Below are 25,879 nucleotides of genomic sequence, written 5' to 3' on the forward strand. Positions count from 1 at the left end.
AGGCGCTACACGAACAAAACTCCCCCGCGATCGCTACTTTCTCATCGTCCATGCTAAAAAGCGTTCGGTGTAATACAGTGCTAGTTGATTGCTGATACCGCTAGGCAAGGCATCAAAGGCATGTTCCGCCCAAGGAATTTCGAGAAAGGTTGCGGTGTTGCCCGATAGTTGCAGTTGTTCGGATAGGTAACGCCCAAATTTTGATTGGACAATGTGATCGCGTCCACCGTAAACCAGCAGAGTGGGTGGAAGACTGGAACGCACGAAGTTGATTGGGGAAGCGGCTTGGTATAAGGCAGGAAATTGGTCAGGGGTGCCGCCCAAAAATGCATTTAACGTTTTTTTGGAATCGATTGGATCGGGATTGGGCGGATCGAAATAGCCTTTGGCTAAATCTACAGGACCGTAGTAATTCACGACAGCCCGAAAAGTTGTCACATTAGGGGATACATCAGATAAAGCTTTGGCAGGATATGCCGCCAGCATCGCCAGATGGGCCCCCGCCGATCGCCCCATGATTGCCATCCGGTTTAGATCAATTTCATAGTTGGCGGCATTTTGACGAATAAACTCCAGCGCCGATCGCACATCTTCAATCTGGGCAGGAAATGGATACTGGGGTGCAAATCGATAGGAGATCGCAACGACAGTGTAGCCTTTCCCTGCTAAATAGCGACTGACCGAGGCATTGTCGCGGGGGCTGCCTCGTTGCCATGCTCCCCCATGGATCATTACGACCGTGGGATGTTGCCCCACTTGCATAGGACGATAGAGATCTAGCTTTAAGGGGATGCGATCGGCGGCAGCAAATTGGATGTCAGCATCGTAGCGCACTGGGGCAAGCGGAATTCCGGTAAAAAAGGTTTGCCATGAAAAGGGCTGAGATCGACCATTGGCAAGTTTAATTGTTTCCGGCGGCACACCCAGCGATCGCTTCATCTCTGCGGCAAACTGCTGATGAGTGGCAGGCAGTTGCAGCAGTGGGAGAGCGCTTAATACCAATGCCGCTACACTCATACTCAAAATTACGAACGCCAGTGATTTTTGCTGGAATCGCCAAAAGAATAGTGCCAAGAAGGCGATCGCGCCATTACCCAACAACAACCCTGGACTCAGTTCCGGCGCACCTACCGATAAGGGATAAAAGGGAAAGGTGGGAGCAGTAGTGATAATCCAAATGCTTAAAAATAGCCCAGTGATACTAGAGAATAAAAGTAAAAGTGGCAATAAAGCTCGAATCACTATGATGAATTCTTTGAAGAAAGGGTTGAATCTGCATCGAGTGTCTGGGCATTGTGCGGCTTCAAGAACAGGGCACTTGGAGCCGTTAAGCGCTGTCCTTAGCTCGCTGCCGTAAGATGAATTCGGCGATCGCCAAATCCATTATCGTCGTCACTTTCAAGTTGGTTTCCTCACCGGGCACAATTTTGACCGGAAAGCCGCACTGCTCAAACAGCATGGCATCATCGGTCACCTGCCAGCCTTTTTCCTCGCCCTCTTGGTGGCAGCGAATGAGTGCTTCAACCTGGAAGCCTTGGGGAGTTTGGGCTGCCCATAGGTTACGGCGATCGGGGGTTGCAGTAATCACTTGGCTAGTCGGCTCCACAATTTTGATGGTGTCTTTCACCGGAACTGCCGCAATTAAGCCGGGGCAGGTGAGCAAGGCTTCAGCACAGCGATCAAACAAAGCAGGCGTAACCAAACAACGTGCGCCATCGTGAATTAGCACCCGTTCAGCCACCGCAGGTAATCCTTTCAACCCACAAAAAACGGATTCTTGCCGAGTGTCGCCGCCCGGAATCAGATGAACCATTTTACTCATGCCAACCCCAGTGATGATGTCCTTAAAGTCTGGAAAGTCATCGGGTTGACCCACTACGCCAATCCACCGAATCGAGCGAGACGATTTGGCGGCAAGCAGCGTCCAGGCAATTAACGGCTTTCCAAAAACGGGTAACAGGAGCTTATTGCGATCGCTCCCCATGCGGCGACCCGATCCTGCGGCTGGAATAAGTAGGTACATGTTGCACCTCCGCGAGACAAATTCTTTCTATTATCGCTAATCAGTCCACTTTGGGGCAGAGGGTCGGTAAAGTCGAGAAAAAGCAAAAGGTGAATCTAGGGGACAAATGGTTTATTCTTTAGCGGTTACCTTCTAGAATAAGAGCGAATTTAGCGTAAAGAAACATTATGCGAATCCTAGCCCTGGTTCCTGGTGGAATTGGCGATCAAATCCTATTTTTTCCAACCCTGGATGACCTAAAGCAGACCTATCCTGAAGCGGAAATTGATGTCGTAGTTGAACCACGAGCCGCTGCGGCGTACCGGGTTAGCAAGTCTATCCATTCTGTAATCCCATTTGACTTTAAAGGACGAAATAGTCTGGCAGACTATGGTAATTTATTGGGCACTTTGCGCGATCGCGAATATAAAGTCGCGCTGGCATTAGGGCAAAAATGGACAGTTGGTTTCCTACTGTGGCTGACGGGTGTTCCCGTTCGCGTGGGATATTCTGGGGATGGAAATCGGTTTTTGACCCATCCAGTCCCGTTGAATAAAAACCAATATGCCGCTGCCATGTATCACGACCTCTTAAAGGGGTTGAACATCACCACTCCCTGCCCTGATTTGGCGGTGAGTGTGCCCGCGAGTGATTTAGATTGGGCAGATGCCGAACGTTACCGTCTGGGTATTGGCAACGGGGGCTATATTTTGATTCACGGCGGCTCTAGCCAACTTGCCAAAGAAAAAGGGATTGATAAGATTTATCCGGTAGAAAACTGGCAGGGCATTATCCAGGAGTTTGTTCAGCGCCAGCCCGATCTCCCGCTCGTCGTGGTGCAAGGTCCAGATGACGAGGAGTTTGTCACCACCTTGGTGCGGGCAAATCTCAGCCTCAAAGTCACGACACCGGGCGACATCGGCAAACTAACCGCAATGATTGCGGGGGCTAGCCTGATGCTGTGTACCGACAGCGCCCCCATGCACTTAGCCGTTGCGGTGAAAACCTATATGATGGCAATGTTTGGACCTACGGAACCAAAGTTGTTGCTGCCTCCCAGCGATCGCTTTATTGGAATTAAATCCCTCAACGGCAAAATGTCAGATATTGATCCTACAACGGTCTTAGAAAAAATCTGGGCAGGACAACCCGCCTAAGCTGGACGAGGTTTCACACGTCAGCAGAAATCTTCTAAAGATGCCGCCAGTCAACAGGTAGGTGCTTGAGCGCTTCTCGCTTGCTTAAATTAGATAGGGTTTGATGATGGGCGCGAACGTAGGTTAGCACCGCCTTCTCATCCGTTTTGGCATATTCCCGCAGTGCCCACCCGATCGCTTTTTGAATAAAAAACTCTTTGGATGATCCATTCAAGGTGCAGTAATTAAACAATCGCTCTCGATCAGTGTGTTGCTTAAAACTCAACTGGTGCAAAATGGCTACTCGGCGTAGCCATCGGTTTTCATGGGTAATGTATGCGTCAAGTTCAGCGCTCAAGGAAAACCGTTGAACTAGGTTGCCTACCACTTTAATCGCCAGCGGATCGATCGTATCCCACCACGATTTCGTAGTCACGAATTGCTCAATGGTCGTCAACGCCGATGCAGACAAGAGATCGCCGTATTGCACCAAAAACTGAATGGCGCAGTATTGATATTCCCGTTGCTCTTGCTGCCATAGCAATTCTGCGACTTGGCACACCGATCCTTCCGTCATTAATGGGGCCACTTTCAAGAAAATTGCCTTACTAACCTGATTTTGTTCTGGGGATTGAATGCCCCAAAACGGAAATTGGTTTTTCATATACGCCGCCATCGCGATCGCCTTTTCTGGATTTTGGCGCAGTTCAAATTGTGTCGTGATCCAAGCCACCCACTCAACCGGGGTTGTCATATCGCCTCAAGGACTGCCATCGACCAAAGCTTATCAATTTTTCCAGCCGTGCGATCGCGCGGTTTATCATTAAAAGTCCGTCATTAAAAAACGATGCGTTGCAAAGGTTTACCGTAATCAAGGCGCGATCGCTCGTATCCTAACTTTTAGAATCATCTCTCCAAAAAAATTAAGTAGAGGCTTCTAAAATGCCAACAGACTACGTGCTATTTATTCATGGAGTGAATACTCGCAGCGAAAAAAGCTTTCGTCAAGATGCCGAGCTTCTATTCAAGCGCATTCAATCATCGGTTAGCAATTCATCTAGGACATTAGAGCCGATCTACCTGTTCTGGGGAAATGTGAGCGAAGAGGCGACGGGTTTATTACTAGAAGGGCTGCAAGCTTCACCCAAATGGTCTGATTTTTGGTTTCAAAAACTGCGAACTCAACAGATTTTGCCCTTTGTTGGCGATGCGGCTTTATACCTCAGTCGTCATGTGAGCGCGAAGCTGGTTCGAAAAATTAGTGATCAAGCGCTGGAACAAATTGGGCTGACTTTAGACGAGCTAAAATCGCCTCCTGAGGGTCGCAAATTGCAGGGCGATCGTATTCATCTAGTCACCCATAGCTGGGGCACTGTGATCTTATTTGATATTTTGTTTGCGCCCCGTTGGGAAGCGGCTGAAGTGGAACCTGAAACCCGACAAAATATTGAAAATATTCGCACGGGCTTTTTTGGGTTGGGCTTTCAAGAAAATCAACAGTTCGGCATTCCAGTCGCTAGCATTCATACAATGGGTTCGCCAATCTCCTTATTCAGCCTGATTAATGCCTCTGGCGGTCGCAGTTTTAACCTCACACCCAAGTTGAAAGAATTGCTGGAGTCGCTTTATACGCAAAGACAGAGCAACCCCTTACCTTGGCGTAACTATGCCCACCCCGGCGATCCGATCGCCTATCCGCTAGCAGGGCTTTTGCCAATCTTGCTAGAAGGCGCGAAAGATACGGTGCGAATTGAAGATATTGTGATTCCTGCTAATTTTTTAATGAAGCCTTTTAGTCAAACGATGCTGCCGCTGATTAATGGCGGCGATGCCCACGGCAGCTATTGGAAAAGTAAAGAAGTGGCAGCCGCGATCGCCCAAACCATCCAAACTTCTAGCTAAGAATCTAATGACTTGCGTGTGATTTCAACCGTCACCTGACCGCTGAAGTGTGGAATAGGCGGAGTTAGTTTGGTCAGTGCGATGGTGACTTGGTGAATGGCAATTTTAGCGGGGCTAGTCTGTAAGATAGCCTCTGCGATCGCACTTGCCAGTTTTTCTAGCAAGGCAAACTTGGACGTTTGAATCAAATGCTGCACTGTTTCAACCACTGAGCAGTAGTTAAGGGTGTCCTCTAAGCGATCGCTCTGTCCGGCGGTTGCCAGATCGAGCATCAGCGTTATGTTTACCTCAAACCACTGCCCTAGAATCTGTTCTTCTGGCAGTGCGCCAACATAACCATAGCCACGAATGCCTGTGAGACGAATAATATCCATGAAAAAATTTAGAAACTATTAGATTGGGGTTGACAGAAAGCGTAGTTAAATGCGAATCTATTGATCGGCTGAATTATGCGGGTGTGGCTCAGTGGTAGAGCGCAACCTTGCCAAGGTTGATGTCACGAGTTCGAATCTCGTCACCCGCTTTTACCACAAAATCTTTTACTAAAGATTTATCATAAGCTCTAGTGGCTTAACCCACTGGGCATCTGCGATCGTGAGTTTATCAAAGCCCTGCCGACTTTAGGGCTAGAGTGATAAGATTCCAATAATTAACAATCGTTGCGCTTACCAGTAATCCGTAGCAAATCCTATTATTCCTGAGGAAATAGAAAAGCTTGATTACGAAAGCTTGCCTCAGCGGGTAGGTAGCCATTCTTAGCCAAAAAACTAGCAACTTCAGTCCTGGTTCTGCCTGTGCAACCGCAAAAATCCCAGAAGATTGATTTAAACCAAGAATATCCCTGTCCTTGTCGTCGTAAAGGTCAATTGGCTCCGATCGCTCTAACCGAAGCTTTTGGGTGTAATCGTTGCCAGCAAATCTTTGTGGTGGATGAAACTGGACAAGTATTGGAACATCTAGCCAGTAGTTATCCCTATAAGAAAGCTTGGCGATGGAACGGGCATCAGTGGCATATTGCCAATCCCAATTTTAGAGACAATTACTTGCCGATCGCCCTGGGCATCGTCTTTATCATGCTGGTGATCTGGCTACCCCTGGCACTTAACGCTAAGCCAGCCTCCCATAGTGCGGTTTTGGTGATTGGTATTATGCTGCTAGCACTGCTTCCAGCCTTAATGGTCTTACTGGCATATAGACGGTAACCCGATGACGACGGATTTTCTTGGTCTCACTTCTGATCCAATTGCGGCTGTCCAAGCTGCCCATCGAGCTTCGATTCATTTATCTACTACGAGAGGAGTGCTGCGGAGTCAGGCGGTTTATGCCATGGCAGAAGCCCTAAAACAAGCTCAAAATGACATTCTTGAAGCGAATACTTTAGACCTAGAAGCCAGCCGAGAAATGGCGGTGCCTGACCTGATTTTAGAATGGCTGAAACTTACCCCTGAGCGTCTGCAAACGGCGGTTCAACTTCTTAAACGGCTTAGTGAGCTACCCGACCCGATTGGGCGCGTGATGGATGCGGCATACCAAATTGATCATTGCCAGATCTATTCGCAACTGATGCCCTTAGGCGTAATCGCCATGATTTATGAGGCGTTTCCAGAGTTGGCGGCAGTAGCAGCGGGGTTGTGCATCAAAACGGGCAATAGTTTGGTTCTGAAGGGAGGCAGCGAAGCAAGCCACTCTAATGCCGCGATCGCCCAAGCGCTTTGGTCAGCGATTGAGAAAGTAGGCTTACCGGAAGGATGTCTTCAAGCCATAACATCCGACCACAGCACTTTAGTCCGGGATCTGATTGTTCAGGATCAATATTTAAACTTAATTATTCCTTACGGTCGTCCTAGCCTGGTACAGCAGATTGTCCGACAGGCAACGGCTCCTGTCTTAAAATCTGCCATGGGCAACTGTTATTTGTATTGGTCGCCTTCCGGCGGGTTAGAAGCGGTTCGCTGGATGATTTTAGACAGCCACCAAAGCGAACCTGACCCCGTGAATGCGATCGAAAAAGTCTTGATTCATCCCAGCCAAAATCCTTCCTCGCTTTTAATGTTGTGGGATAGGCTGCGGGAAAAAGGGTTTGAGTTGCGCGGAGATGCCATCTTATCAGCCGAGTTTCCCGATTTGCGGCTAGCAGAAGAGGGAGAATGGCGACAAGCCTATCTAGCAAAGGTAATTGCTTTTAAGCTTGTTTCTAGCCTAGATGAGGCGATCGCCTGGATCAACTTAAACAGCAGCGGACATGCCGATTGTTTAGTCACCGAATCCTATCCAGAAAGTCGCCAATTTGCTCTAGGAATTAACAGCGCCTCTACTTACATCAATGCATCCCCCCGATTTTCCCGCAATCCTAAGCGAGGAGATTCCATTTTTCTAGGCATGTCTAACCAAAAAGGACACCGCCGTGGTCCCATTAGCCTAGAGACACTCACGACGGTGAAGCACATTATTCAAGGGACAGGGCAATTCTGAACCCCATAGTTGCAGATCGAGTTAAAGCAGTTTTCGCTTGCCAAAACTCCACTCTGGTTTTCTCAGAGCAATGTTCCAAATAGCTGCTGCATTAATCCCAAAACACCCTAAAACGCAATAGAGACGCAAAATTCTGCGTCTCTACCAGCCAATCTAGAACACTACCGAAACCTAGCCCCTGAAACCTGAAACCTGAAACCTAAGAAGTTAATCTTTGCCCACCAATTTAACCTTGCTTGCTAACCCTACCGACTGCAAAAATTGAATAGTCATCCAGGTCATATCAATTTCCCACCACTGCAACCCATGACGAGCCGAATGTTGATAGGCGTGATGGTTGTTGTGCCAGCCTTCTCCATAAGTTAGCAGCGCAACCCACCAGCAATTGCGAGAATTGTCATTGGATTCATGACTTTGGTAGCCAAACATGTGAGTGGCGCTGTTCACTAGCCAAGTGCAGTGGAAAACCGCGATCAGGCGAACAAACACGCCCCATACTACAAACGGCCATCCCCCGATCGCATATAGCAATACTCCCAGCGCAATCTGAAGCGGAATAAAGTACTTGTTAAAAAACTGATAGACCGGATCATCGTTGATATCTTTTGTGAACCGGGGCACCTGATCACGCATGGGAATATCAAATAGCATCCAGCCCATGTGGCTCCACCAAAAGCCGCGTTTCGAGTCATGGGGATCTTGGTCATGATCGGAATGGAGATGGTGAAAACGATGCATTCCGACCCATTCAGTCACACCGCCCTGGCAGGATAAAGTGCCACATAGAACCAGGAAATATTCAACCAGTTTAGGCGTTTGGAAACTGCGGTGAGTGACGAGGCGATGGAACCCCAGGGTAATTCCTAAGCCGCCAGTCACCCAATGTAGGAAAATCGCGACTCCTACGGCTGCCCAGCTAAAGTTGCTTGGCAACAAGGCAAACAGTGCACCACCATGCACAATCACCATAAATAAAACTACCGGCAAATCTAACTTAAGTGGTTTGTTTGAAGTTGCAACAGTCATGCATTCGTCCTAAATGAGAAGTACAATGCCAAATTGGCGCGAAACTAGACGCTCGTTCTAGAGATCTCATCGCGGAGATGGGTAGATTCGCTACCTCAGCACAAGGCGTTGAGAATTATTTTGGAGAAACAAGCGGAAAATGAACAGCCCAATTCTTTTAAAGGAAGCAGAACACGCACTATCCCTGATTTTTTCTGGTATTGACACACAGGTCAAGGAAAACCTGAAACGTCTACTAGCAGCCTTTCGCCAGCACCGAGTTGGGGCGCACCACTTTTCTGGAGTGACAGGGTATGGACATAGCGATTTAGGGAGGGAAGTGCTGGATCGGGTATTTGCTCAAGTGATGGGGGCAGAGGCGGCTGCGGTACGGGTTCAATTTGTGTCTGGGACTCACGCGATCGCCTGTGCGTTGTATGGCGTGCTTCGTCCAGGAGACGAAATGCTTGCCGTGGCGGGTGCCCCTTACGACACGTTAGAAGAAGTGATTGGTCTACGGGGGCATCAGCAGGGTTCCTTAGCAGAGTTTGGGATTGACTATCGCCAGCTAGATCTCACCGTAACAGGCGAGATTGACTGGAAAACACTAGCTCATGCTATCAAATCAGAGACGCGCCTGGTGTTGATTCAGCGATCCTGTGGATATTCTTGGCGATCGAGTTTGGCGATCGCGGATATTGAAAAAATTGTTCAAATTGTCAAACAGCAGAACCCAAACACGATTTGTTTTGTGGATAACTGCTATGGCGAGTTTGTTGAGTCGCGTGAACCGACGAGTGTGGGTGCAGATTTGATGGCAGGGTCACTGATCAAAAATCCAGGCGGTACGATTGTGACCGCAGGCGGCTATGTCGCCGGACGAGCAGATCTAGTAGAAATGGCAACCTGTCGGCTGACGGCTCCGGGGATTGGCAGTTCAGGCGGTGCCACCTTTGACCAAAATCGGCTGTTGTTTCAAGGGCTGTTTCTCGCCCCGCAAATGGTGGGAGAAGCGATGAAGGGCAACCATTTAACCGCTTATGTGTTTGACCAATTGGGATATCCAGTCAACCCATTGCCCATGGCTCCCCGCCGGGATGTGATCCAAGCAGTCCAGTTGGGTTCACCGGATAAACTCATTGCTTTTTGCCGTGCGGTTCAGCAACAGTCACCCATTGGTTCCTATCTTGACCCGATGCCAGCCCCAATGCCGGGGTATGCAAGCGAGTTAGTCATGGCAGGCGGCACGTTTATTGATGGCAGCACCTCTGAGCTTTCAGCAGATGGACCCTTGCGATCGCCCTACACGGTTTTTTGCCAAGGAGGAACCCATTGGACTCATGTGGCGATCGCATTGGAAGCTGCCATTGACGCGATCGCGGCTATCTAACTAGCTTTAGCTTTCAGGCTTCCCAGACTCAGGTGTCTTTATCTTCTTAATAGGGGCAGCAGGACCTTTCACCACCGGAGCGCCTCCCAGTTCTGGAACCTCCTCAATGGGTTCAGACATTGGTTCAGATATGACTTCAGCAACTGTTTCAGGCAAAGATGCTTCAAGCGGAGCGATCGCCCCATCAGCAGCAGTTTCAGCCGGAATGGGAGCAGCTTCTGCCACAGGAGCCACAGCTTCTGGAACGGATTCCACAGGTTCAGATACGACTTCAGCGACTTCAGCCGATTCTTCAACTGCAATTGCAGGCTCAGTCACTTCTGCTTCAGCCCCAGCTTCCGCTGCTTCTAGGGCTTCTGCCTCAGCTTTTGCCGCCGCTTCCTCAGCAGCAAGTTTCGCCGCCGCTTCTGCTTCTGCCTTTGCCGCCGCTTCTGCCTCAGCTTTGGCAGCCGCTTCTATGGCTGCGGCTTCTTCTGCTTCAATCTCCGCTTTAGATTTGACTCTAGGGGGTTTGGGTCCTCTCATCAAAGCCACATTGGCAGGAGGTTTGAACTCTTCCTTGCGATCGCCGCCTCTGCCACCCTTGCCTTTGCGATCGCGGTCTCTGTCACCACTGGGACGATCCTCACTTCGGCTCGGACGGTCTTTATCGCGATTTGGACGACCTACACTGGGACGATCTACGCTAGGACGATCTTCAGTCGGGAGGTCTCCAGTCGGACGATCGCCAACCGGACGATCTTGACTCCGAACTGGACGTGGACGATCTTCCCGCTGTCCAGACGGCTGGACAGGTAAAGTCTCTCCTTCCGAGGCAACTTTTTCTATGCGCTCAGATTTTTTGATCGGACGTTCTACCATTGTTAAATTCTGTTAATGCATCTGTATCCTACCGTGATCAGTGAGCCAATAGCACACCGATCACCCCTGTTCCAAACGGCGTTGCCATTCTGCATCAATCTTGTCAGTCTGCTCAATTTCCTGCTCAATCAAATCTTGTTCCGTGGTGTATGCCAAGTTATCCGTAGTAACAACCGTTTCCGCCGCAAATTGCTGAGCATAAAGTATCTTTTTCTGCAAATCTTGATCTGCTTCATTCAGAAAAACGGCTCGCTCTTGTCGGGCTTGATTCCGACTTTCCACTTTACGGTTGCGCCACTGAATCCAAAAATAGCGTAAAAGCGGAATTGCCAAAAATGCCGATCCATAGCCTAATAGAACCCAAAAAATCGCCTGCACAAAGGCAACTAAACCGCCCATTTGTGCCGCAACAACGCCGCCTGCTAAAAGGTTTCCTAACGCTAGGGCACCTATTAAATTGACCGCCCCTAACCCGATCGCCAGCGTAATTTGCCCACCACTTGCCTGACTAAATCGCCAGGGCAACTCTCTCAAATAAGCCGCGATCGGCTGTAAACGCTGTTCAATCGCGCTCGTTTGTAGTTCAGGAAAATGGTAGACTAAGCCCCCCTCTGGGCTAACTTCCGGTCGTCCATTAAAGCGAGTCAACACAGGTAGCATATATTCTTCATACTCACGGGCATAGCCTTGACCCACCTCATCTAAGTAAGGTGCCAACTGCTCAGCAACGACGGCACCTTTTTGGTTGCGAATGGCAATTGCGATAGCCCTCCAACGCCGATCTTCCAAATCTGCATTCGGGTTGCCATCGCCAAACAAAAACGAAAATATTGCTTCTAAAAAGTTGAGAGAAGACTTTTCCCCACCGGAATCAGGGCGATGAGCGACACGGCGGCTTGAGTAATCAGGATAAAAAATCCACCAGATATCAGGACCAAACCCAATAGACGGCATCCTAATTCCGCTGTCAGAATCGTTATCGTCATTCGTTGCCGCACTCAGCGAAATGGTAATCAGCAAAATTGATAAGAAAATCAGGAGGATGGACGCAACCAGCAAAATGCCGAAAGAGATCCGAATCAGGTAAAACAGAACCCGCCAAATCTTTTCCCACCACTCTTCAAGCTGAAGCCGAAAATATTTGTTTCGCAAGATGGAGCGGAACTCTGGCGGAAAAAGATAGACTACATCGCCAGACTCAGCCACCTGAAGATGTCCGCTAACTTGTGATGCCAACGCCAACAAGCCTTGCTCTGCGATCGCCACCTCTAACCCAGCTTGAGCCGCCACATCACCCACAGTGACGCGGTAGTCCAATCGTTCTACAGCTTGCATAATATCTGGGTTTGGAGTCATGGACATCGTTCCACTGCTTTGCTTGAGATGGTGATCTTGTAATCTATCTACAGTATAGAAATTCTGTATAAGGCTGGGGAGGGAGAGAAAACCGTCGTGGCGATCCAAGAGTTAGGAAATTAGGGGGCTGGAATTAGAAAATAATCGGCTCCTTGCCTTCAATCCCCGACACCCGAAACCGGATACCTGACATCCTTCTTAACGCTTTTTGCCTATATTTTTGCTTCAAGAGGACGTTAAACTAGAGAGCGTCTTGCGATCGCACCCCACTAGATCAGCAGATTAGCCGACCTTACTCTCTTTTGCTTTATGCCCAGAACCCAACGTAACGACAACTTCATCGACAAAAGTTTTACGGTCATGGCAGACCTGATTTTGAAGCTACTGCCTGCGACCAGAAAAGAAAAGATAGCGTTTGCCTATTATCGGGATGGTATGTCTGCCCAAGCCGATGGAGAGTATGCTGAGGCGCTTGAAAACTACCACGAAGCTCTCAAGCTGGAGGAAGACGACAACGATCGCAGCTATATTCTTTACAATATTGGGCTGATCCATGCCAGCAATGGCGAACATGATCGAGCGCTCGATTATTACTTTCAATCGATCGAGATTAATCCTCGAATGCCCCAAACATTGAACAATGTTGCCGTTATCTTTCACTACAAAGGGGAACGGGCAGAAGAAGAAGGGAAAGAAGAAGAAGCAGAAGAATGGTTTGACCAAGCGGCTGACTACTGGAAACGCGCCATCCGTAATGCTCCGAACAACTATATTGAAGCCCAAAACTGGATGAAGACGACCGGAAGATCACAAATTGACGTGTTCTTCTAACTCAAATTGCCCTCACCCTAAATTCCTCTCTTCGGGAGAGTTCTTTGAAATCACTCCTTTCTCCCTTAGGGCGAAGGGTTGAAAACAAGGCTCTTCTCTCTTCTTTTTTCTGTCTCCTCTAATTCTTTCTACTCATGATTGATCGCGAACAAGTTCATAAAGTTGCCCACCTAGCTCGATTAGAATTATCGACGGCTGAAGAAGAAATGTTCACCACGCAGTTGAACGGTATTTTGGATTATTTTGAGCAGTTGAGCGAACTGGATGTAACCAACATTGAGCCAACCTTTCGGGCGATCGACGCGAGTAACATCACCCGACCCGATGTGTTAGAAACTCACAGCGATCGCGAGGCTATTTTGGAGAGCGCCCCCGACCGCGATGGCGAATTCTTTAAAGTCCCTCAAATCATTGCGACTGATTAGGAAATAACGGTTAGTAAAATAGAAGGTGCCAGCTTCTGGACGAAAGATTCTCACACCTTGATCGCCTAAATCTTTACAAACCTCAGAGATCGATTTCCCAGGAATTGGAAAAGACTCGCTAAGATCCAGGAACAAATGTTTAGTTCTTCCCATAGGAAGAAGATCGTGGTGCGGAACTGCCTTTGTTTACCCCTGATTAAATCTGGCAATGAGACTTTCACTGTACTGTCCTTCCTGCAAACAACCGATCGCCGATTCGCATCGCAACGTCACTCCTATGCAGGTAACTTGTTTATCGTGTAGTCAGCGGTATGGAGTGGTGTATGGCAAGCTGTCTAAGCGCTCTTCAGTCACCGAGGCGCTCCTATATTTGACTTCCAAACTTCCTAGCTTTTACAAACGGCATTATACGTTCCAAATTACCACTGCCGATCGCACCCTAAAATGTCTCCAGTTTTCGGTTCCCGGTAAAAATGATGTGATTCCGGTTCATCGAGGGGATGTGGTGTCGGTGCTGTATACCATGCAGGGATATTTGATGAACCGATTGGTGGCGATCGCCAATCACACTACGGGCAAGAGCTATGTTTTACCCAATCCAGTTCCCGGCACTAATCAGCATGTCATTATCCTAATTACTCTGGTGACTGGATTAGTGCTGCTGTCTTTTCTCACCGGTGGCAACGTATTTTTTGCTGCTATTGTCAGCGCGATCGGCGTGTTGGCATACCTCAAGCTCACTCACAACGCCCAGTTGAGTAGCCCCCCATTAAATGCGACCCAAGCCGAAGGGCTACGCCTCATTGCCGATCAACGGTTGTTAGCGCAGCAGCGTAAATTAGAGCAGCGTGTCACTGAACTCACCCATGAATGTCAATCCAATCAACTACTCATTGATCAGATCAGCACATTGAAGCAAAAAATGGCACAGGTTGATCAAGCAATTTACTCAGCCCGAATTTATCGCGCCACGACGGCTGTTGATATCCTGAACAAGCAGATTTCCAATAATCAACGATTGATGCGGGAATATCAACACATGTTGAAAATGATTGAAATAGAAATCGACACATCTTGGATTGCCGACCAGCTACCCGATGCCGAAAACTTCACCCGCCGTATTTTAGAGCGCTTAGGCGAATTGAAAGACATTGAAGACCAAAATCAATCCTTAAAATTACAGCTTGCAGCCTACGAAGAAGTGAACCTGCTAGGGATTGAAAAATATGACTAATGGCAATCAAGAGGGCGAGGAGCAAACTTAAAATTCGACATTCGACATTCGTCAGTCTTTAATTGCTTCTTGGCGCAGTGGCAAGGTGACTTCAACCGTGGTTCCCTGGTTAGGGATGCTGGTGATATGAATCTGACCTTGATGGTTTTGGACGATCGCTTGAGCGATCGCCAATCCTAAGCCTGAACCTTTCGCAGAAGCTTGGCTGCGAGCCGGATCAACGCGATAGAAACGGTCAAACAACTGTGGCAAGGCTTCAGGCGGAATACCAATGCCCGTATCCGTAATCGCTACTTGTAGGAAAAAGTGATTCAATCGCCCAATTCGCTGGAGTTCTAAATTGACTTTGCCGTTGGCGGGTGTATATTTTACGGCGTTGCCAATCAGGTTGGTAAATAACCGAAACAGCCGATCGCGATCGCCTTGCACTACTGTCCAGCTTTTGTGAGGCAGTTGGGTCGAGATTGCGGTTGCTTGTTCGGTCATTGCCGAAAAAGGTGCGATTAAAGAGGTTGCTATTCCAGACTCTTTACCCGGTTCAACTCGCTGCACAGCGATCGCGATCTGCTTCTCCGCCGCCAAAATCTGCTGTTCTTCAATCACTTCTTTCAAAACTACTTCGAGATCGACCATTTGCCATCGGGCCTGAACACTGCCGCTATCTTGGCGTGCCAAAAATAGTAAGTCATCGACTAATCGCCCCAAACGTCGGGTCAATCGTTCTACGACTCGTAAATGATCTTGCTGTGTGGACAAGTCAGGTTCGGGATCGGCTAGTGCAACTTGAACATTGGTTTGAATCACGGCGATCGGGCTACGTAATTCGTGAGAAGCGTCGGCTGTAAATTGTTTGAGCCGTTGATAAGACTCGCGGATGGGCTGCATAGCTAGCTCTGATAAAAACCAGCCGATCGCGCCCACTGCGCCCACCATTAGCCCAATGCCCACTGCCAGATCGAAAAAGAACTCACGGCTAGGCTTGGTCACTTCAAACCAGGGATGGCTAACCCGCAGATAGCCTAGCAATTGCTGCCTTAACTCGACTCGTTGAGTCACCTGTCGCAAAACGAGCGGCTCGGATGGCAGCACGGGTGAAGTGGGCGGGGCGATTTTCCCAAGGAGTTGTAGGGGAGACTCCGCTGGCGTTTCATGAATCGCGGCGGATGACTTTTCTGAAAGAATTCTGACAGTCTCACCCTTGGAAGTAGACCTTAGCGGCACCCGTAGCGGCGCAGAAAGCGTTGACCAAAGCAGCTTTCCCGTGGGGCTAAACCATTCAATATCAATGCGATCGTCTTCTACAGAGGCAGCATTATCGCGAAAACTGGCTTCGATGTTGACCCGCAATTGCCCACCTTCCTCGTGCAGGGTGATCGGTTCAATCACCAGCGATCGCCGCACCACTTCCACCACATGGTTTAGCGTGTCATCAACCCGCTCAATTAGCGTACTGCGAACATAGAAAAACACACCACTGGCAAATAGAAGCAACAGCACCGCTGTAACCGCCGTATACCATAGTGCTAAGCGACGACGAGTAGCTTGAAACATCCTTAAAACTCGCAGTGAAACTCACAGCCTGTCCTTGCTAGTGTGACAGGTGGGTGATTAATCTAGCGCAGGGTTTAACGCAGGGTCGAAAAAATGTGTGCAATTCTCAAAATTGTGTGTACCATCGCTGATACAGGGAGTAATCAAATTTCTCGCTCAAATGCTTCAAATTTAAGAAACGCCTCTATAATTTCTTTCTGCGAGATTCAATCAGAAATTAGCTACTGATAAAAGGGATATAGAAATAAGTCATCTTTTTAATTAAAGTGCTCATTTCAATCAAAGTTGAGTACCATACATTAGTTCTTGAATCCCTTAGGTTATATTTACGAGCCGTGAATTATTTTCGTCCAAAACCTTTAGTTGAGCAGGCAACATTGTGGTTAAAGCCTTAACTAATTTACTGTCTAGAAAAACTAAGGGGATTGGTATCGAACTTGCCCCCGATCGCATTAATGTCGCTCAGCTACGGAAGCAGGGACAGGTGCTTAAGCTTGCGACTTTGGCTTCGGCTCCGGTTCCTGAAGGTATGTTTCAAGAGGGGCAGATTATGGACCCTCCAGGGATGGCAGAGCTACTGCAATCCATATTTGCAGAACATAAGATTAAGACAAAGCAAGTCACCACAGCGGTTATGGGTGGACGCGATACCGTTACCCGAATTATTCCGGTGCCTGCGGAGTTAGATGATAACGAACTGCGAGAGATGGTGCTAAACCAAGAAGCAGGTTTATACCTCCCGTTTCCGCGCGAAGAAGCGGATGTTGACTATCAAAAACTGGGGCTGTTTGTTGATGATGATGGCATTGAGAAATTTCAGGTTTTGCTGGTAGCAACTCGTAAAGAAATTACGGACGCTTACATTCGCACGTTTGAAGCAGCCGGATTAAAACTCAATGTTTTAGAAGTCGCAAGTTTTGCCTTAATTCGCACCATTCGTGAGCAACTACGGCAATTTTCTTCCCAAGAAGCCGTGGCGATCGTAGATATTGAGTTTGAGAGTACAGAAATTTCGATCGCCCAAGACGGGGTTCCTAAATTCTCTCGCACGGTTCCTATTGGCACCTACCAAATTCAAAGCGCTCTGTCTCGTGCTATGAATCTGCCCCCTTCTCGCACAACCGATTTATTGCAAGGGATGACCATTCCCATCGTGCCATCCGACACCATTGGCAGTACTGGAAAAATGGCTGGCACCAATCCAGGCTCGGCTGCCATGCTGCGAATTATTGGAGAGCTAGCTGATGAGCTACGGCGCTCAATCGATTTTTACTTAAATCAGGGGGAAAACTTGGAAGTAGCGCAGCTTTTGCTGGCAGGTCCAGGTGCCGCGATCGGACAGTTGGATGAATTTTTTGCCAGTCGGCTCAGCCTGCCTTGTACTCAGGTTGATCCCATTGCCGCATTAGATCTCGAAGTAGGCGAGGACATTCCTCCCACTCAAAGGGCAGGACTCAGCGTTGTGCTGGGCTTAGGATTGCGGGAGGTTTCGTAGTATGTACGGCTTAGACATCAATTTTTTAAAGGATCGTCCAGAATATCGATCAGAACCTTCTCCAAGTTCTCGACGGCGAAATTTAGGCACTCCTGAAAGTAAACGACCTCTTTGGATAGGGGCAGGGACAGGGTTAGCGTTGTTAGGACTGGCTGCCGGAGGATGGCTTTTTCTGCAATCCCAAAATCAGCAGCTTGAGCAGCGTCAAGCAGAGTTAGATGCTCAAATCAGCGCCATTCAGGCAGAGCAAGCAAAACTAGCTTCAGTTAAAGCTCAAACAGCCCAAGCAAAGACAGATACTGCTGCATTTGCAACGGTATTCAACACCATTAAGCCATGGTCGGCGACATTTGGAGATATTAGCGCCCGCACCCCACCCAAAGTCCGCATTCTCGACATTAAAGAGTTGACTGCGGCAGAAATTGCGGCGTTACCTCAGCCCAGTCCTGCTACACCCGCTGCCGCTGCCCCTGCCCCTAGCCCTGCCGCAGGCACCGCCCCGCCCCCGCCCCCGCCTCCTAGCGGCGTGATTCAAATTACGGGTTCAGCCACCAGTTTTAATGATGTCAATGATTTTTTGTTGATCTTGCAGCGGTCTAAATTTGTTAAACCCGACACCACTAAAATTCTGAGTGCAGCGTTGGGTGAACCCAAATTACCCCAAGCGGTTCAAGTGGGCGGATCAAATGCGGCGGCAGACAGAGACAAGGTAAAGTTGCCGGGTGAAGTTGGGTTTGTCATCCAAACTGAGCTAACGGATGTGCCTGCCTCGGAGCTACTCCAAGAGCTAGAAAGTAAAAAAGCGACTGGGCTAGTGACTCGAATTGAAGCGTTACGTCAGAAGGGGGTCGTTAAGCCATGAGTGCAGGTGGAGACTTTATTCCTGGCGATCAGCAGTTTGATGCCGAACCCGATTATCCGACGGTGTTTGGCATCCGGTTTACACCGATGGTTAGTGGCATTGCCCTTGCAGTGTTGGGCTTAATCGGTGCTGGAGCGTTGTTGTTCTATTTGGGTTTACCTGAATGGGAGCGGTATCAGCAATTGGATGCCAAAGTGAAACAAACCGAAAACGATATTCAGCAGCAGGCGGCTATTAAACAAGAGATAGACACTGCTAGGAAAGAGTTAGAAACGGCTCAGCGGCAGAGAGATGATGTCCTGACTCTATTTGCTAGCGAAGCCTCGTTAGATACGCTTTTGTTGGATCTCAATCGTCAAATTGATGCTCGCAATGTGGATTTAGGGAAGCGGCGATCGCAAAAACTAGCGCTTTGTTCGCCGACTATCCAGCAAAACATTCGTGAGTTTGAGGATAAGTACGGGGATCTCGCTGCCAAAGCTGAATTGAGAGGCTTTACGCCCAACAAGGATCGCACGGGCGTGATTACAGATAGTTCTTACGGTACTGAGGTGAATGGCAAGTTGAAACGCCAAGTTGCTTCAGTAGAGTTATCCGGCAACTATGAACAGACGGCTGCCATTTTGCAAAGTATCGAACGACTTCAGCCTTTGCTGGTGATTCGAGAACTGACCTCAAGCCTCAGCGACAAATCAAAAAACACGACGGTTTATACCGGCACCGGAGACTTTACTCGATTATCACCCTGTCAGCCAGATCCTAAAATTACGACGAAATTTCAGCTAGAGGCATTGCTGCCATTAAAACCCAATGAAGTGGTGAAGGCTGCTCCAGCAGTGCCGCCTGCCCCGACAAAGTGATGTCCGACGCTTATTTATGATGTGAGGAGGAACCGTGAAACCGGATCAGGGATTAACTCAAGTTTTGATGACCAGTGTGTTGAGCAGTGCTGCAATGGTGGCAATGGCTCAGCCTGTTTTTGCGGCGGCTCAGGTGACTGCGGTGCAGATATCGCCTACCGCCAAGGGCGCGACACTCGTATTACGCACCAATGGCAGCGATCGCCCCCAGGTATTTTCAGTCAATCGCGGTCGCACTTGGACAGCAGATTTAATTAACACGCAGCTTGCCATGCCAGGAGGACGTTTTAAGCAGGCAAACCCTGCGCCTGGAATTTCGATGGTAACCGTTGCCCCCCTCGATCGCACTAGCGTTCGGGTCACCGTCACCAGTAGCGGATCTGCCGTAGCCGGACAAGTCACCCGCAATCAAGGTGCCCTTCTGTTTAGCATGACCGCCACCCCCGCCAAAGCAACCAAGGTCGCACCAAGCAAGAAACCTGTCACCATCGCCGCGAAGCCCGCCAATGCGTCCCTTCGTAGCGCTCAACCCGGAAACGCGCTGCCTCCTTTGCCTGCGCCCTCATTCCAAGCGCCCCTGCCCACGGTTCAACCGTTAACCGTTCCTGCGCCTCAAACGTTCACGCCAACCCAGCAGCCTCTCGCCCAACTACCGCCTGCATCCGTTACTCCTCCCGGTCAATCGCAACCAAACCAAAGCCCACTGCCTGCGTTTCAAGGGGGTGCTCCCTTAGTGCCCAATCCCCAAATCAAAGTAGATGGTGCCGCCTATCAACAACCGCCAGCAGTGCCGCCGTTTGCGCCTAACTCGTTCCCCAGAGCGATCGCCCCCCCCGTGGGCGACATCGCCGTTGGGCAAGTGGACTCTTCCGCATCGTCAATTGACTTAGGCACCAGTGAGCGTGTACCCCGGCTAGTTTTAAGGGATGCTTCTGCCCGTGAAGCCCTCTCTCTCCTTGCTCGTTCCGTCGGCTTAAACATTGCTTATGTCCCCCCACAGCCTCTTGGAGGAACGGCTCAAACAACTTTACCCGTAGTACAGGATAGTGTCGGCCCCAAAATCACCCTGGATATTGAAAACGAGCCTGTTCAGAATGTTTTCAACTATATTTTGCAAGTCACTGGATTAGAAGCAAATCGGGTTGGACGCACCATTTTTATTAGTCCTCGTTTGCCAGATACCGCTCGTAGTTTAATTAGTAGAACACTTCGTTTAAATCAAGCTAATGCGGCGGCTGCCGCAGCTTATCTCAGTAGTTTAGGTGCATCTACATTACGGACAGTATCGATAACAAGGAGGCGAGTTACTGGTGAAGGTGCAAATGCTGAATCAGTGTCAGAAACAGATACAGAGATCCGTCCGCTTGAAGCTAAAGAGGGCACTGCTCCACTTCTCTTGCGGGGTATCACGGTTGCAACAGATGAACGCTTAAACTCCGTTACATTAGTTGGATCTCCTAGGAAGATAGAAATGGCAACTTCGTTGTTGACCCAATTAGATGCGCGTCGCCGTCAGGTTGCCATTAATGTTCGAGTGATTGATATCGACTTGATCGCCTTTAATCGAGTGGGTGCCAGCTTCTCCTTTGGAGTCAACGACTCGCAGTTTGTAAATACGGGTGGGATTGGCTTACTGAACTTTGGACGACAAACTCCCAGCTTTAATGGACTCAGTTCCACCCTGAACACGGGCAGCACCATTGGAGCCGCACCATCAATTTTTGGGGGCGCAATCGCAAATAATGCAGGCGGATTTACACGAAATTTCTTGCTGCAATTGCAGGCGGCTGTCACTGCGGGCAATGCTAAAATTCTGACCGATCCCACCCTAGTGGTGCAAGAAGGGCAGCAGGCGCAAGTCCAGCTAGCGCAGGAAGTCATCACCAACATTCGGCAACAGGTTACCGCTACTCAAAACTCCACCCAAATCACGGTTGAAGTTGAAAAAGCGCCTGCCGGGTTGACCTTGCCCGTTAGAATTGAAAAAATTGATGACAACGGATTTATTTCGTTCACGATCAATCCAGAGATTACTCGACCGGATCAAACGGTTAATATCTCCTTTACCAATCAGGGGCAAACTGTGACCAACCCTATCACCTTGTTAGCTAGGCGAAGTGTTAACTCAGGGCTGGTGCGGGTACGAGATGGGCAAACGCTGCTGCTGTCGGGCATTATTCAAGATGAAGACCGCGCCACTGTAACCAAGATTCCTATTTTGGGTGATATTCCTATTTTGGGAGCGCTCTTCCGCAGAACTGAAAAGCAGAACCAGCGGCGAGAGGTGATTGTGCTAGTCACCCCACGGATTTTGGATGACACCAACGCTAGTGCTTTTGGCTATGGCTACACGCCCAGTCGCGAAGTGCAAAGGATCATTGATTCTGGTAACAGCAACTAAACAGAACTAAGAGAGTTGGTTCTTGAGGCTGGGCGATCGCCCAGCCTTTTTTATGCTTAAAGATCTTGCAGTAATGAAAGTTGATTGGAACTTTGGCTGTCTCGAAACAGGTGTTCTACCTCTCCCCGCTGATACTGAGGAGTTTGATACTGTCCCACTAAACGCGGCTTAATGTTTGCTTGTTTGAGCGAATCACGCGCTTGTTGAGTAGATTCCCCTAAAATTGCAGCGGCATTTCGCAGGGATATCCATTGTTTGGCAAAGCGATCGAGCAATATGTCGTCTGATTCGGTTTGAATTTCTGTCAATAATAATTTTGCCAGTAGCCAACACGCCAAAGTATCTGCCTCGGCTCGATGAGAAGTTGCGATCGGAAAGTTAAAGTGCTGCACCAAATTGGGCAGACTGCGAGATGGCAAGTCAGGCAGCATCAGACGCGCCAAAATCACGGTGCAGAATTGTTCGGCAGTGGGGCGAGCAAAGCTTACACCTAAATGATGAAACTCTGACTGGAGGAAGCCATAGTCAAACGTGAGATTATGAGCCGTCAATGTACCTGTATTCAATAACGGCAAATAGTCCTGCCAAATATCTTTTGCGAAGGCTGCTTGATCCACCATGTCTTGAGAAATGCCTGTGAATCGAGTGATGCTGGCTGGCACAGGCACTTGTGGATTAATTAAGTGAGTCTGTTGGTGATGAATACCCGACTTTAAGCTAGCTTGTAAAACCGAAATTTCAATCACGCGGCTAGAGTTGGGATGATGTCCGGTGGTTTCTACGTCTACGACTGTTAAAACTTGTTGACTCATCCGACGGTAAAAAAGGAGTAACTCGGTTGATAACACAGTTTATGGGGGCTAAATATGGCTGACAATATCTAATCGAAAAAAGGCGCGAAATTTCGCGCCTCTTAAAGCTAATGACTCGATTCTGCGTTATCGCTTAGTTGTTGTTAGAGACTCCGTTAGACGAGGAGCGGTTAGAACTGGAAGCGGTTTGGCGCGGATTGCCGCCACTGGGTTTTGACCGTTTGACCAGCTTGGGCTTGGGTGACGAAGTTCTGTCGTCATCGTTGTAATCTCCACCCGCTTCTTGGGAAGAACGCATCCAAGCAGGTCTGATTTGGTCATACGCCATTTGCAACGCTGCCGCCGCGATCGCGTGAGGTTCGTATTCTTCCGAAAGCTGCGCCACAATTGGCAAGAACGATGCCATCCGTTCGCCAGCCAGCGCTTCTTTGAGGCTATCCTGTAGCTTTTCGATCTGGCGTGCTTCAATTTGGGCACGAGTCGGAATAGAAACGATCTCCAAGCGCTGGCGGACATGATTTTCAATGTCTCTCAGCTTGCGGCGATCCATGGAGTGAACCAAGGTTAGCGCCATGCCTTCCTTTCCGGCTCGTCCAGTCCGTCCAATTCGATGAACGTAGTTTTCGACGCTATCGGGCAGATCGTAGTTAATCACATGAGTCAAGTCATCCACATGAATTCCACGAGCGGCAATATCAGTTGCCACCACCCAACGCACTTGGCGCTGGCGGAACCGGAGCAATAGGCGCTCACGTTGAGATTGGCTCAAGTCACCATGATATTCATCGACACTGTGCCCTGCGGCTTGCAACTGACTAGTCAAGTCAGCCGCTGCTTTGCGGGTACGAACAAAGATCAAAGCAGAATCAGGATCTTCTAACTCAAGGATGGGCAAAAGCGCGCGGGGCTTTGTCCAACCGCGAGGAACCATGTAGGCAACTTGATTGATTCGGCTGGGAGCGGCTTTAGGTTGCTCGATCGTGATCGTGACGGGCGATCGCAAAAATTTAGCAACCAATTTGCGAACAGAGGGTTCCATCGTGGCAGAGAAAAACGCGGTTTGACGCTCAGTCGGCGCTTGATTCAGAATTTTTTCCACATCTTGAATAAAGCCCATGTTCAACATTTCATCGGCTTCATCCAACACTAACCACTGAACATTATTGAGCTTCAGGTCACCCCGGCTCAACAAATCAAGCACCCGACCTGGAGTTCCCACTACCATTTGGGCACCTCGTCTTAACCGGGAAATTTGGGGCTCAATCGCTTGCCCCCCATAGATAGAAACGATTTTTAAGCGGCGATCGTCATTAAAATCGCGGATTGCCTGACAAACCTGCATTGCTAGCTCACGAGTCGGAGTTAGAACCAGTGCCTGTACGACAGGGGCCGTCACATCGATCCGCTCTAGGATCGGTAAGGAAAAAGCCGCCGTCTTTCCGGTGCCTGTTTGCGCTTGACCCACCACATCACGACCCGCAAGCAAATGGGGGATCGCTTCCGCTTGGATCGGAGTAGGGGCAGTGAATCCTAAGGACTCCAGAAAACGGACGCGGGCATCAGACAGACCAAGGCTGTTAAACGAAAGGGTCATTGAATCTCCTGTAAATATCAGAAATAAGATGGGATCAAAAGGCTTAAGTATTGGGAAAAGAACCCAACAAAGCCGCAACTCTAAAAAGAGTTGCTCTTGAAATGCAGCGATTTATGGGATGGCTAAAGGTTGATGGTTAAATAAATCTGCTGCGGTTGCGATACGACCATATAGGTCATATTCACTGGCATGGTCGATGGCGACTGGCACCAAAGACCCTAAACTCGCTTCACCAGAAACGTATACTAAGCCATCAACCTCTGGCGAGAAACGAGATGAGCGACCGAGCAATTCCCCAGTTTCAGGGTTTTCCTGCTCAATCAACACATTGACAACCTTGCCAATTTCCTGGCGATTCTTTTTAAGAGAAATCGGCTGCTGAACCTGCATTAAGGTCTGACGGCGCTGGTTCATCACAGCTTGAGGAACTTGGTTTGGAAGATTGTAGGCTGGAGTTCCCTCCTCCGGGGAAAACGTAAATACGCCCACATGATCAAATTCATGTCTTTGAACAAACTGTAGTAAATGTTCAAAATGTTCATCTGTTTCGCCCGGAAACCCCACAATAAAAGTGGTTCGCAAAACAGAGTTAGAAACGGATTCTTTAATCCGATTAATGATTTCATCATTGACTTGCCCTTGCCAGGGACGATTCATCGATCGCAGCATCTCAGGGTGAGAGTGTTGCAGCGGCAAATCCATGTATGGCAAAACATTGGGCGTTTCTTGGATCGCGGCAATCACGTCGGGTGTTAATCCAGTTGGATAAGCATAGTGAATCCGAATCCAGGGAACCTCGACTTTGCCCAGCGCCCGTAAAAGCTCGGCTAGCTTGGGTTTGCCATAGATGTCGATGCCATAGTTTGTCGTGATTTGGGAGATTAAGATTAGCTCTTGCACCCCTTCTGAGGCTAACCGCTCAGCTTCAGCCACGATGGACTCGATGGTGCGCGATCGCTGGTTTCCACGCAAGTGAGGAATAATGCAGAAAGCGCAGCGATAGTCGCAGCCCTCCGCTACCCGTAGATAGGCAACTCCCTCTGTCGTTGTGCGATAGCGGGGAGTATTTTCGTCGGCGATGTAGGTGGGCTGCGAAGAGATCTCCGTGACCCGTTCTCCGGTTTCAGTCCGCTGGATTACGTCAACAATTTTGTGGTAGTCGCCTGTCCCCACTAAGGCAACGGCTTCGGGCAGTTCGCCCAGCAACTCTTCTTTAAAGTGCTGCGCCATGCAGCCAGTGATCACAATTTTTTTATCTGCTTCAGCAAGTTCAACTAGGGTGCGAACTGATTCTTCGCGAGCCGATTGAATGAAGCTACAGGTGTTGACAATCACGTAGTCTGCCAGCTCTTCGTTTGCGTCTACTGAGTAGCCCGCTTGAACGAGTAAACCCAGCATATGCTCAGTGTCAATCCGGTTTTTCTCACAGCCTAGATGTGAGACAGCAATAGTTGGCTTAGTGCCCATGAAGCTAGTAGTAGTCCTATGAAAGAGGTGTCAGTCGTCGTACTTTAGCGATCGCGTCGCGACGGACTTATCCCCTCGCATCAAACTTATTAGCATCAGCTATTCAGTTTCTGAGTGCAATCGCTCAGATTATGTTCAGTTTATATGGTAACTCGAAATCGGAAATATTACGATATTTTACAGGATAGGGTTTTGATCTGGAATTAGCAAGGGGGAATTCAAT

23 protein-coding genes and 1 tRNA gene are annotated in these 25,879 nt (G+C 49.0%); 13 read left to right on the plus strand and 11 right to left on the minus strand.

Annotated elements, in window-relative coordinates; all coding sequences use genetic code 11:
* Positions 1-33: 33 nt before the first annotated feature.
* Together AC1S5B_RS09250 and ispD are read right to left on the minus strand one after the other, a co-directional pair.
* Positions 34-1,242, minus strand: coding sequence for an alpha/beta fold hydrolase (locus tag AC1S5B_RS09250; protein WP_482035383.1), 1,209 nt, complete (start codon positions 1,240-1,242; stop codon positions 34-36).
* An 85-nt stretch (positions 1,243-1,327) separates the two neighbouring features.
* The gene (ispD, locus tag AC1S5B_RS09255; RefSeq protein WP_482035384.1) at positions 1,328-2,023 is read right to left on the minus strand and encodes a 2-C-methyl-D-erythritol 4-phosphate cytidylyltransferase; all 696 of its coding nucleotides are present in this window, start codon (positions 2,021-2,023) and stop codon (positions 1,328-1,330) included.
* A 167-nt stretch (positions 2,024-2,190) separates the two neighbouring features.
* Between ispD and AC1S5B_RS09260 the strand changes: the two genes are divergently transcribed.
* Positions 2,191-3,159 carry a glycosyltransferase family 9 protein gene (locus AC1S5B_RS09260; protein WP_482035385.1) on the plus strand — a complete coding sequence of 323 codons (969 nt, stop codon included), beginning with the start codon at positions 2,191-2,193 and terminating at the stop codon, positions 3,157-3,159.
* Positions 3,160-3,193: 34 nt separating this feature from the next.
* On the opposite strand, the gene AC1S5B_RS09265 is transcribed toward AC1S5B_RS09260, so the two are convergent.
* Positions 3,194-3,892 (minus strand): DNA alkylation repair protein, encoded by a 699-nt coding sequence (locus tag AC1S5B_RS09265; protein ID WP_482035386.1) that lies wholly within the window; start codon positions 3,890-3,892, stop codon positions 3,194-3,196.
* A 188-nt stretch (positions 3,893-4,080) separates the two neighbouring features.
* Here AC1S5B_RS09265 and AC1S5B_RS09270 point away from each other — a divergent pair, with 188 nt between their 5' ends.
* Positions 4,081-5,040, plus strand: a complete 960-nt coding sequence (locus AC1S5B_RS09270) for a hypothetical protein (protein WP_482035387.1) — start codon at positions 4,081-4,083, stop codon at positions 5,038-5,040.
* Here the strand turns inward: AC1S5B_RS09270 and folB are convergent.
* Entirely contained in the window at positions 5,037-5,414 is a 378-nt protein-coding gene (gene folB / locus AC1S5B_RS09275; RefSeq protein ID WP_482035388.1) for a dihydroneopterin aldolase, read from the minus strand. The genes AC1S5B_RS09270 and folB overlap by 4 nt on opposite strands.
* A gap of 77 nt (positions 5,415-5,491) precedes the next feature.
* On the opposite strand from folB, the gene AC1S5B_RS09280 reads away from it, so the two are divergent.
* From AC1S5B_RS09280 to AC1S5B_RS09290, 3 genes are all read left to right on the plus strand, one after another.
* Positions 5,492-5,563, plus strand: a tRNA-Gly gene (locus tag AC1S5B_RS09280).
* A gap of 271 nt (positions 5,564-5,834) precedes the next feature.
* On the plus strand, positions 5,835-6,242 hold the full coding sequence (locus tag AC1S5B_RS09285; RefSeq protein ID WP_482035389.1) for a hypothetical protein: 408 nt from the start codon (positions 5,835-5,837) through the stop codon (positions 6,240-6,242).
* Between the two features lie 4 nt (positions 6,243-6,246).
* Positions 6,247-7,512, plus strand: a complete 1,266-nt coding sequence (locus AC1S5B_RS09290) for a glutamate-5-semialdehyde dehydrogenase (protein ID WP_482035390.1) — start codon at positions 6,247-6,249, stop codon at positions 7,510-7,512.
* A gap of 207 nt (positions 7,513-7,719) precedes the next feature.
* On the opposite strand, the gene AC1S5B_RS09295 is transcribed toward AC1S5B_RS09290, so the two are convergent.
* Entirely contained in the window at positions 7,720-8,538 is an 819-nt protein-coding gene (locus AC1S5B_RS09295) for an acyl-CoA desaturase (protein WP_482035391.1), read from the minus strand.
* A 139-nt stretch (positions 8,539-8,677) separates the two neighbouring features.
* Here AC1S5B_RS09295 and AC1S5B_RS09300 point away from each other — a divergent pair, with 139 nt between their 5' ends.
* The gene (locus AC1S5B_RS09300) at positions 8,678-9,907 is read left to right on the plus strand and encodes a methionine gamma-lyase family protein (protein WP_482035392.1); all 1,230 of its coding nucleotides are present in this window, start codon (positions 8,678-8,680) and stop codon (positions 9,905-9,907) included.
* A 6-nt stretch (positions 9,908-9,913) separates the two neighbouring features.
* On the opposite strand, the gene AC1S5B_RS09305 is transcribed toward AC1S5B_RS09300, so the two are convergent.
* Together AC1S5B_RS09305 and AC1S5B_RS09310 are read right to left on the minus strand one after the other, a co-directional pair.
* On the minus strand, positions 9,914-10,768 hold the full coding sequence (locus AC1S5B_RS09305) for a hypothetical protein (RefSeq protein WP_482035393.1): 855 nt from the start codon (positions 10,766-10,768) through the stop codon (positions 9,914-9,916).
* A gap of 60 nt (positions 10,769-10,828) precedes the next feature.
* On the minus strand, positions 10,829-12,130 hold the full coding sequence (locus AC1S5B_RS09310) for an ATP synthase subunit B family protein (protein WP_482035394.1): 1,302 nt from the start codon (positions 12,128-12,130) through the stop codon (positions 10,829-10,831).
* 303 nt (positions 12,131-12,433) lie between these two features.
* On the opposite strand from AC1S5B_RS09310, the gene AC1S5B_RS09315 reads away from it, so the two are divergent.
* From AC1S5B_RS09315 to AC1S5B_RS09325, 3 genes are all read left to right on the plus strand, one after another.
* Positions 12,434-12,955: a photosystem I assembly protein Ycf3 gene (locus tag AC1S5B_RS09315; protein ID WP_482035395.1), complete on the plus strand. Its 522-nt coding sequence runs from the start codon at positions 12,434-12,436 to the stop codon at positions 12,953-12,955.
* Positions 12,956-13,089: 134 nt separating this feature from the next.
* The gene (gatC, locus tag AC1S5B_RS09320) at positions 13,090-13,380 is read left to right on the plus strand and encodes an Asp-tRNA(Asn)/Glu-tRNA(Gln) amidotransferase subunit GatC (protein WP_482035396.1); all 291 of its coding nucleotides are present in this window, start codon (positions 13,090-13,092) and stop codon (positions 13,378-13,380) included.
* 208 nt (positions 13,381-13,588) lie between these two features.
* Positions 13,589-14,614 (plus strand): hypothetical protein, encoded by a 1,026-nt coding sequence (locus tag AC1S5B_RS09325; protein ID WP_482035397.1) that lies wholly within the window; start codon positions 13,589-13,591, stop codon positions 14,612-14,614.
* A gap of 51 nt (positions 14,615-14,665) precedes the next feature.
* Here the strand turns inward: AC1S5B_RS09325 and AC1S5B_RS09330 are convergent, their stop codons facing one another.
* The gene (locus AC1S5B_RS09330) at positions 14,666-16,165 is read right to left on the minus strand and encodes a sensor histidine kinase (RefSeq protein ID WP_482035398.1); all 1,500 of its coding nucleotides are present in this window, start codon (positions 16,163-16,165) and stop codon (positions 14,666-14,668) included.
* 379 nt (positions 16,166-16,544) lie between these two features.
* Between AC1S5B_RS09330 and pilM the strand changes: the two genes are divergently transcribed.
* Genes pilM through AC1S5B_RS09350 form a run of 4 tightly spaced genes read left to right on the plus strand, consistent with a single transcriptional unit; the run spans position 16,545 to position 21,783 of the window.
* Positions 16,545-17,660 carry a type IV pilus assembly protein PilM gene (gene pilM / locus AC1S5B_RS09335; RefSeq protein ID WP_482035399.1) on the plus strand — a complete coding sequence of 372 codons (1,116 nt, stop codon included), beginning with the start codon at positions 16,545-16,547 and terminating at the stop codon, positions 17,658-17,660.
* Between the two features lies 1 nt (position 17,661).
* Entirely contained in the window at positions 17,662-18,522 is an 861-nt protein-coding gene (locus tag AC1S5B_RS09340; protein ID WP_482035400.1) for a PilN domain-containing protein, read from the plus strand.
* Positions 18,519-19,382: a hypothetical protein gene (locus AC1S5B_RS09345; RefSeq protein ID WP_482035401.1), complete on the plus strand. Its 864-nt coding sequence runs from the start codon at positions 18,519-18,521 to the stop codon at positions 19,380-19,382. Before AC1S5B_RS09340 ends, AC1S5B_RS09345 begins: the two co-directional genes overlap by 4 nt.
* Before the next feature lie 34 nt (positions 19,383-19,416).
* On the plus strand, positions 19,417-21,783 hold the full coding sequence (locus tag AC1S5B_RS09350; RefSeq protein WP_482035402.1) for a secretin N-terminal domain-containing protein: 2,367 nt from the start codon (positions 19,417-19,419) through the stop codon (positions 21,781-21,783).
* 56 nt (positions 21,784-21,839) lie between these two features.
* On the opposite strand, the gene AC1S5B_RS09355 is transcribed toward AC1S5B_RS09350, so the two are convergent.
* From AC1S5B_RS09355 to rimO, 3 genes are all read right to left on the minus strand, one after another.
* The gene (locus AC1S5B_RS09355; protein ID WP_482035403.1) at positions 21,840-22,595 is read right to left on the minus strand and encodes a 3'-5' exonuclease; all 756 of its coding nucleotides are present in this window, start codon (positions 22,593-22,595) and stop codon (positions 21,840-21,842) included.
* A 133-nt stretch (positions 22,596-22,728) separates the two neighbouring features.
* Positions 22,729-24,189: a DEAD/DEAH box helicase gene (locus AC1S5B_RS09360; protein ID WP_482035404.1), complete on the minus strand. Its 1,461-nt coding sequence runs from the start codon at positions 24,187-24,189 to the stop codon at positions 22,729-22,731.
* Between the two features lie 111 nt (positions 24,190-24,300).
* Positions 24,301-25,656 carry a 30S ribosomal protein S12 methylthiotransferase RimO gene (rimO, locus tag AC1S5B_RS09365; protein WP_482035405.1) on the minus strand — a complete coding sequence of 452 codons (1,356 nt, stop codon included), beginning with the start codon at positions 25,654-25,656 and terminating at the stop codon, positions 24,301-24,303.
* Between the last annotated feature and the right edge of the window lie 223 nt (positions 25,657-25,879).

The sequence above is a fragment of the Leptolyngbya sp. CALU 1928 genome, from assembly GCF_056784215.1.

What these genes read in the sequence shown, in the direction of transcription:
- folB (WP_482035388.1), bottom strand. Translation starts at nt 5,414, where the DNA reads ATGGATATTATTCGTCTCACAGGCATTCGTGGCTATGGTTATGTTGGC.
- AC1S5B_RS09325 (WP_482035397.1), top strand. Translation starts at nt 13,589, where the DNA reads ATGAGACTTTCACTGTACTGTCCTTCCTGCAAACAACCGATCGCCGAT.
- AC1S5B_RS09345 (WP_482035401.1), top strand. Translation starts at nt 18,519, where the DNA reads ATGAGTGCAGGTGGAGACTTTATTCCTGGCGATCAGCAGTTTGATGCC.
- AC1S5B_RS09305 (WP_482035393.1), bottom strand. Translation starts at nt 10,768, where the DNA reads ATGGTAGAACGTCCGATCAAAAAATCTGAGCGCATAGAAAAAGTTGCC.
- AC1S5B_RS09340 (WP_482035400.1), top strand. Translation starts at nt 17,662, where the DNA reads ATGTACGGCTTAGACATCAATTTTTTAAAGGATCGTCCAGAATATCGA.
- AC1S5B_RS09265 (WP_482035386.1), bottom strand. Translation starts at nt 3,892, where the DNA reads ATGACAACCCCGGTTGAGTGGGTGGCTTGGATCACGACACAATTTGAA.
- AC1S5B_RS09295 (WP_482035391.1), bottom strand. Translation starts at nt 8,538, where the DNA reads ATGACTGTTGCAACTTCAAACAAACCACTTAAGTTAGATTTGCCGGTA.
- gatC (WP_482035396.1), top strand. Translation starts at nt 13,090, where the DNA reads ATGATTGATCGCGAACAAGTTCATAAAGTTGCCCACCTAGCTCGATTA.
- AC1S5B_RS09290 (WP_482035390.1), top strand. Translation starts at nt 6,247, where the DNA reads ATGACGACGGATTTTCTTGGTCTCACTTCTGATCCAATTGCGGCTGTC.
- rimO (WP_482035405.1), bottom strand. Translation starts at nt 25,656, where the DNA reads ATGGGCACTAAGCCAACTATTGCTGTCTCACATCTAGGCTGTGAGAAA.
- AC1S5B_RS09330 (WP_482035398.1), bottom strand. Translation starts at nt 16,165, where the DNA reads ATGTTTCAAGCTACTCGTCGTCGCTTAGCACTATGGTATACGGCGGTT.
- AC1S5B_RS09260 (WP_482035385.1), top strand. Translation starts at nt 2,191, where the DNA reads ATGCGAATCCTAGCCCTGGTTCCTGGTGGAATTGGCGATCAAATCCTA.
- AC1S5B_RS09300 (WP_482035392.1), top strand. Translation starts at nt 8,678, where the DNA reads ATGAACAGCCCAATTCTTTTAAAGGAAGCAGAACACGCACTATCCCTG.
- AC1S5B_RS09315 (WP_482035395.1), top strand. Translation starts at nt 12,434, where the DNA reads ATGCCCAGAACCCAACGTAACGACAACTTCATCGACAAAAGTTTTACG.
- AC1S5B_RS09270 (WP_482035387.1), top strand. Translation starts at nt 4,081, where the DNA reads ATGCCAACAGACTACGTGCTATTTATTCATGGAGTGAATACTCGCAGC.
- AC1S5B_RS09360 (WP_482035404.1), bottom strand. Translation starts at nt 24,189, where the DNA reads ATGACCCTTTCGTTTAACAGCCTTGGTCTGTCTGATGCCCGCGTCCGT.
- AC1S5B_RS09355 (WP_482035403.1), bottom strand. Translation starts at nt 22,595, where the DNA reads ATGAGTCAACAAGTTTTAACAGTCGTAGACGTAGAAACCACCGGACAT.
- AC1S5B_RS09310 (WP_482035394.1), bottom strand. Translation starts at nt 12,130, where the DNA reads ATGTCCATGACTCCAAACCCAGATATTATGCAAGCTGTAGAACGATTG.
- ispD (WP_482035384.1), bottom strand. Translation starts at nt 2,023, where the DNA reads ATGTACCTACTTATTCCAGCCGCAGGATCGGGTCGCCGCATGGGGAGC.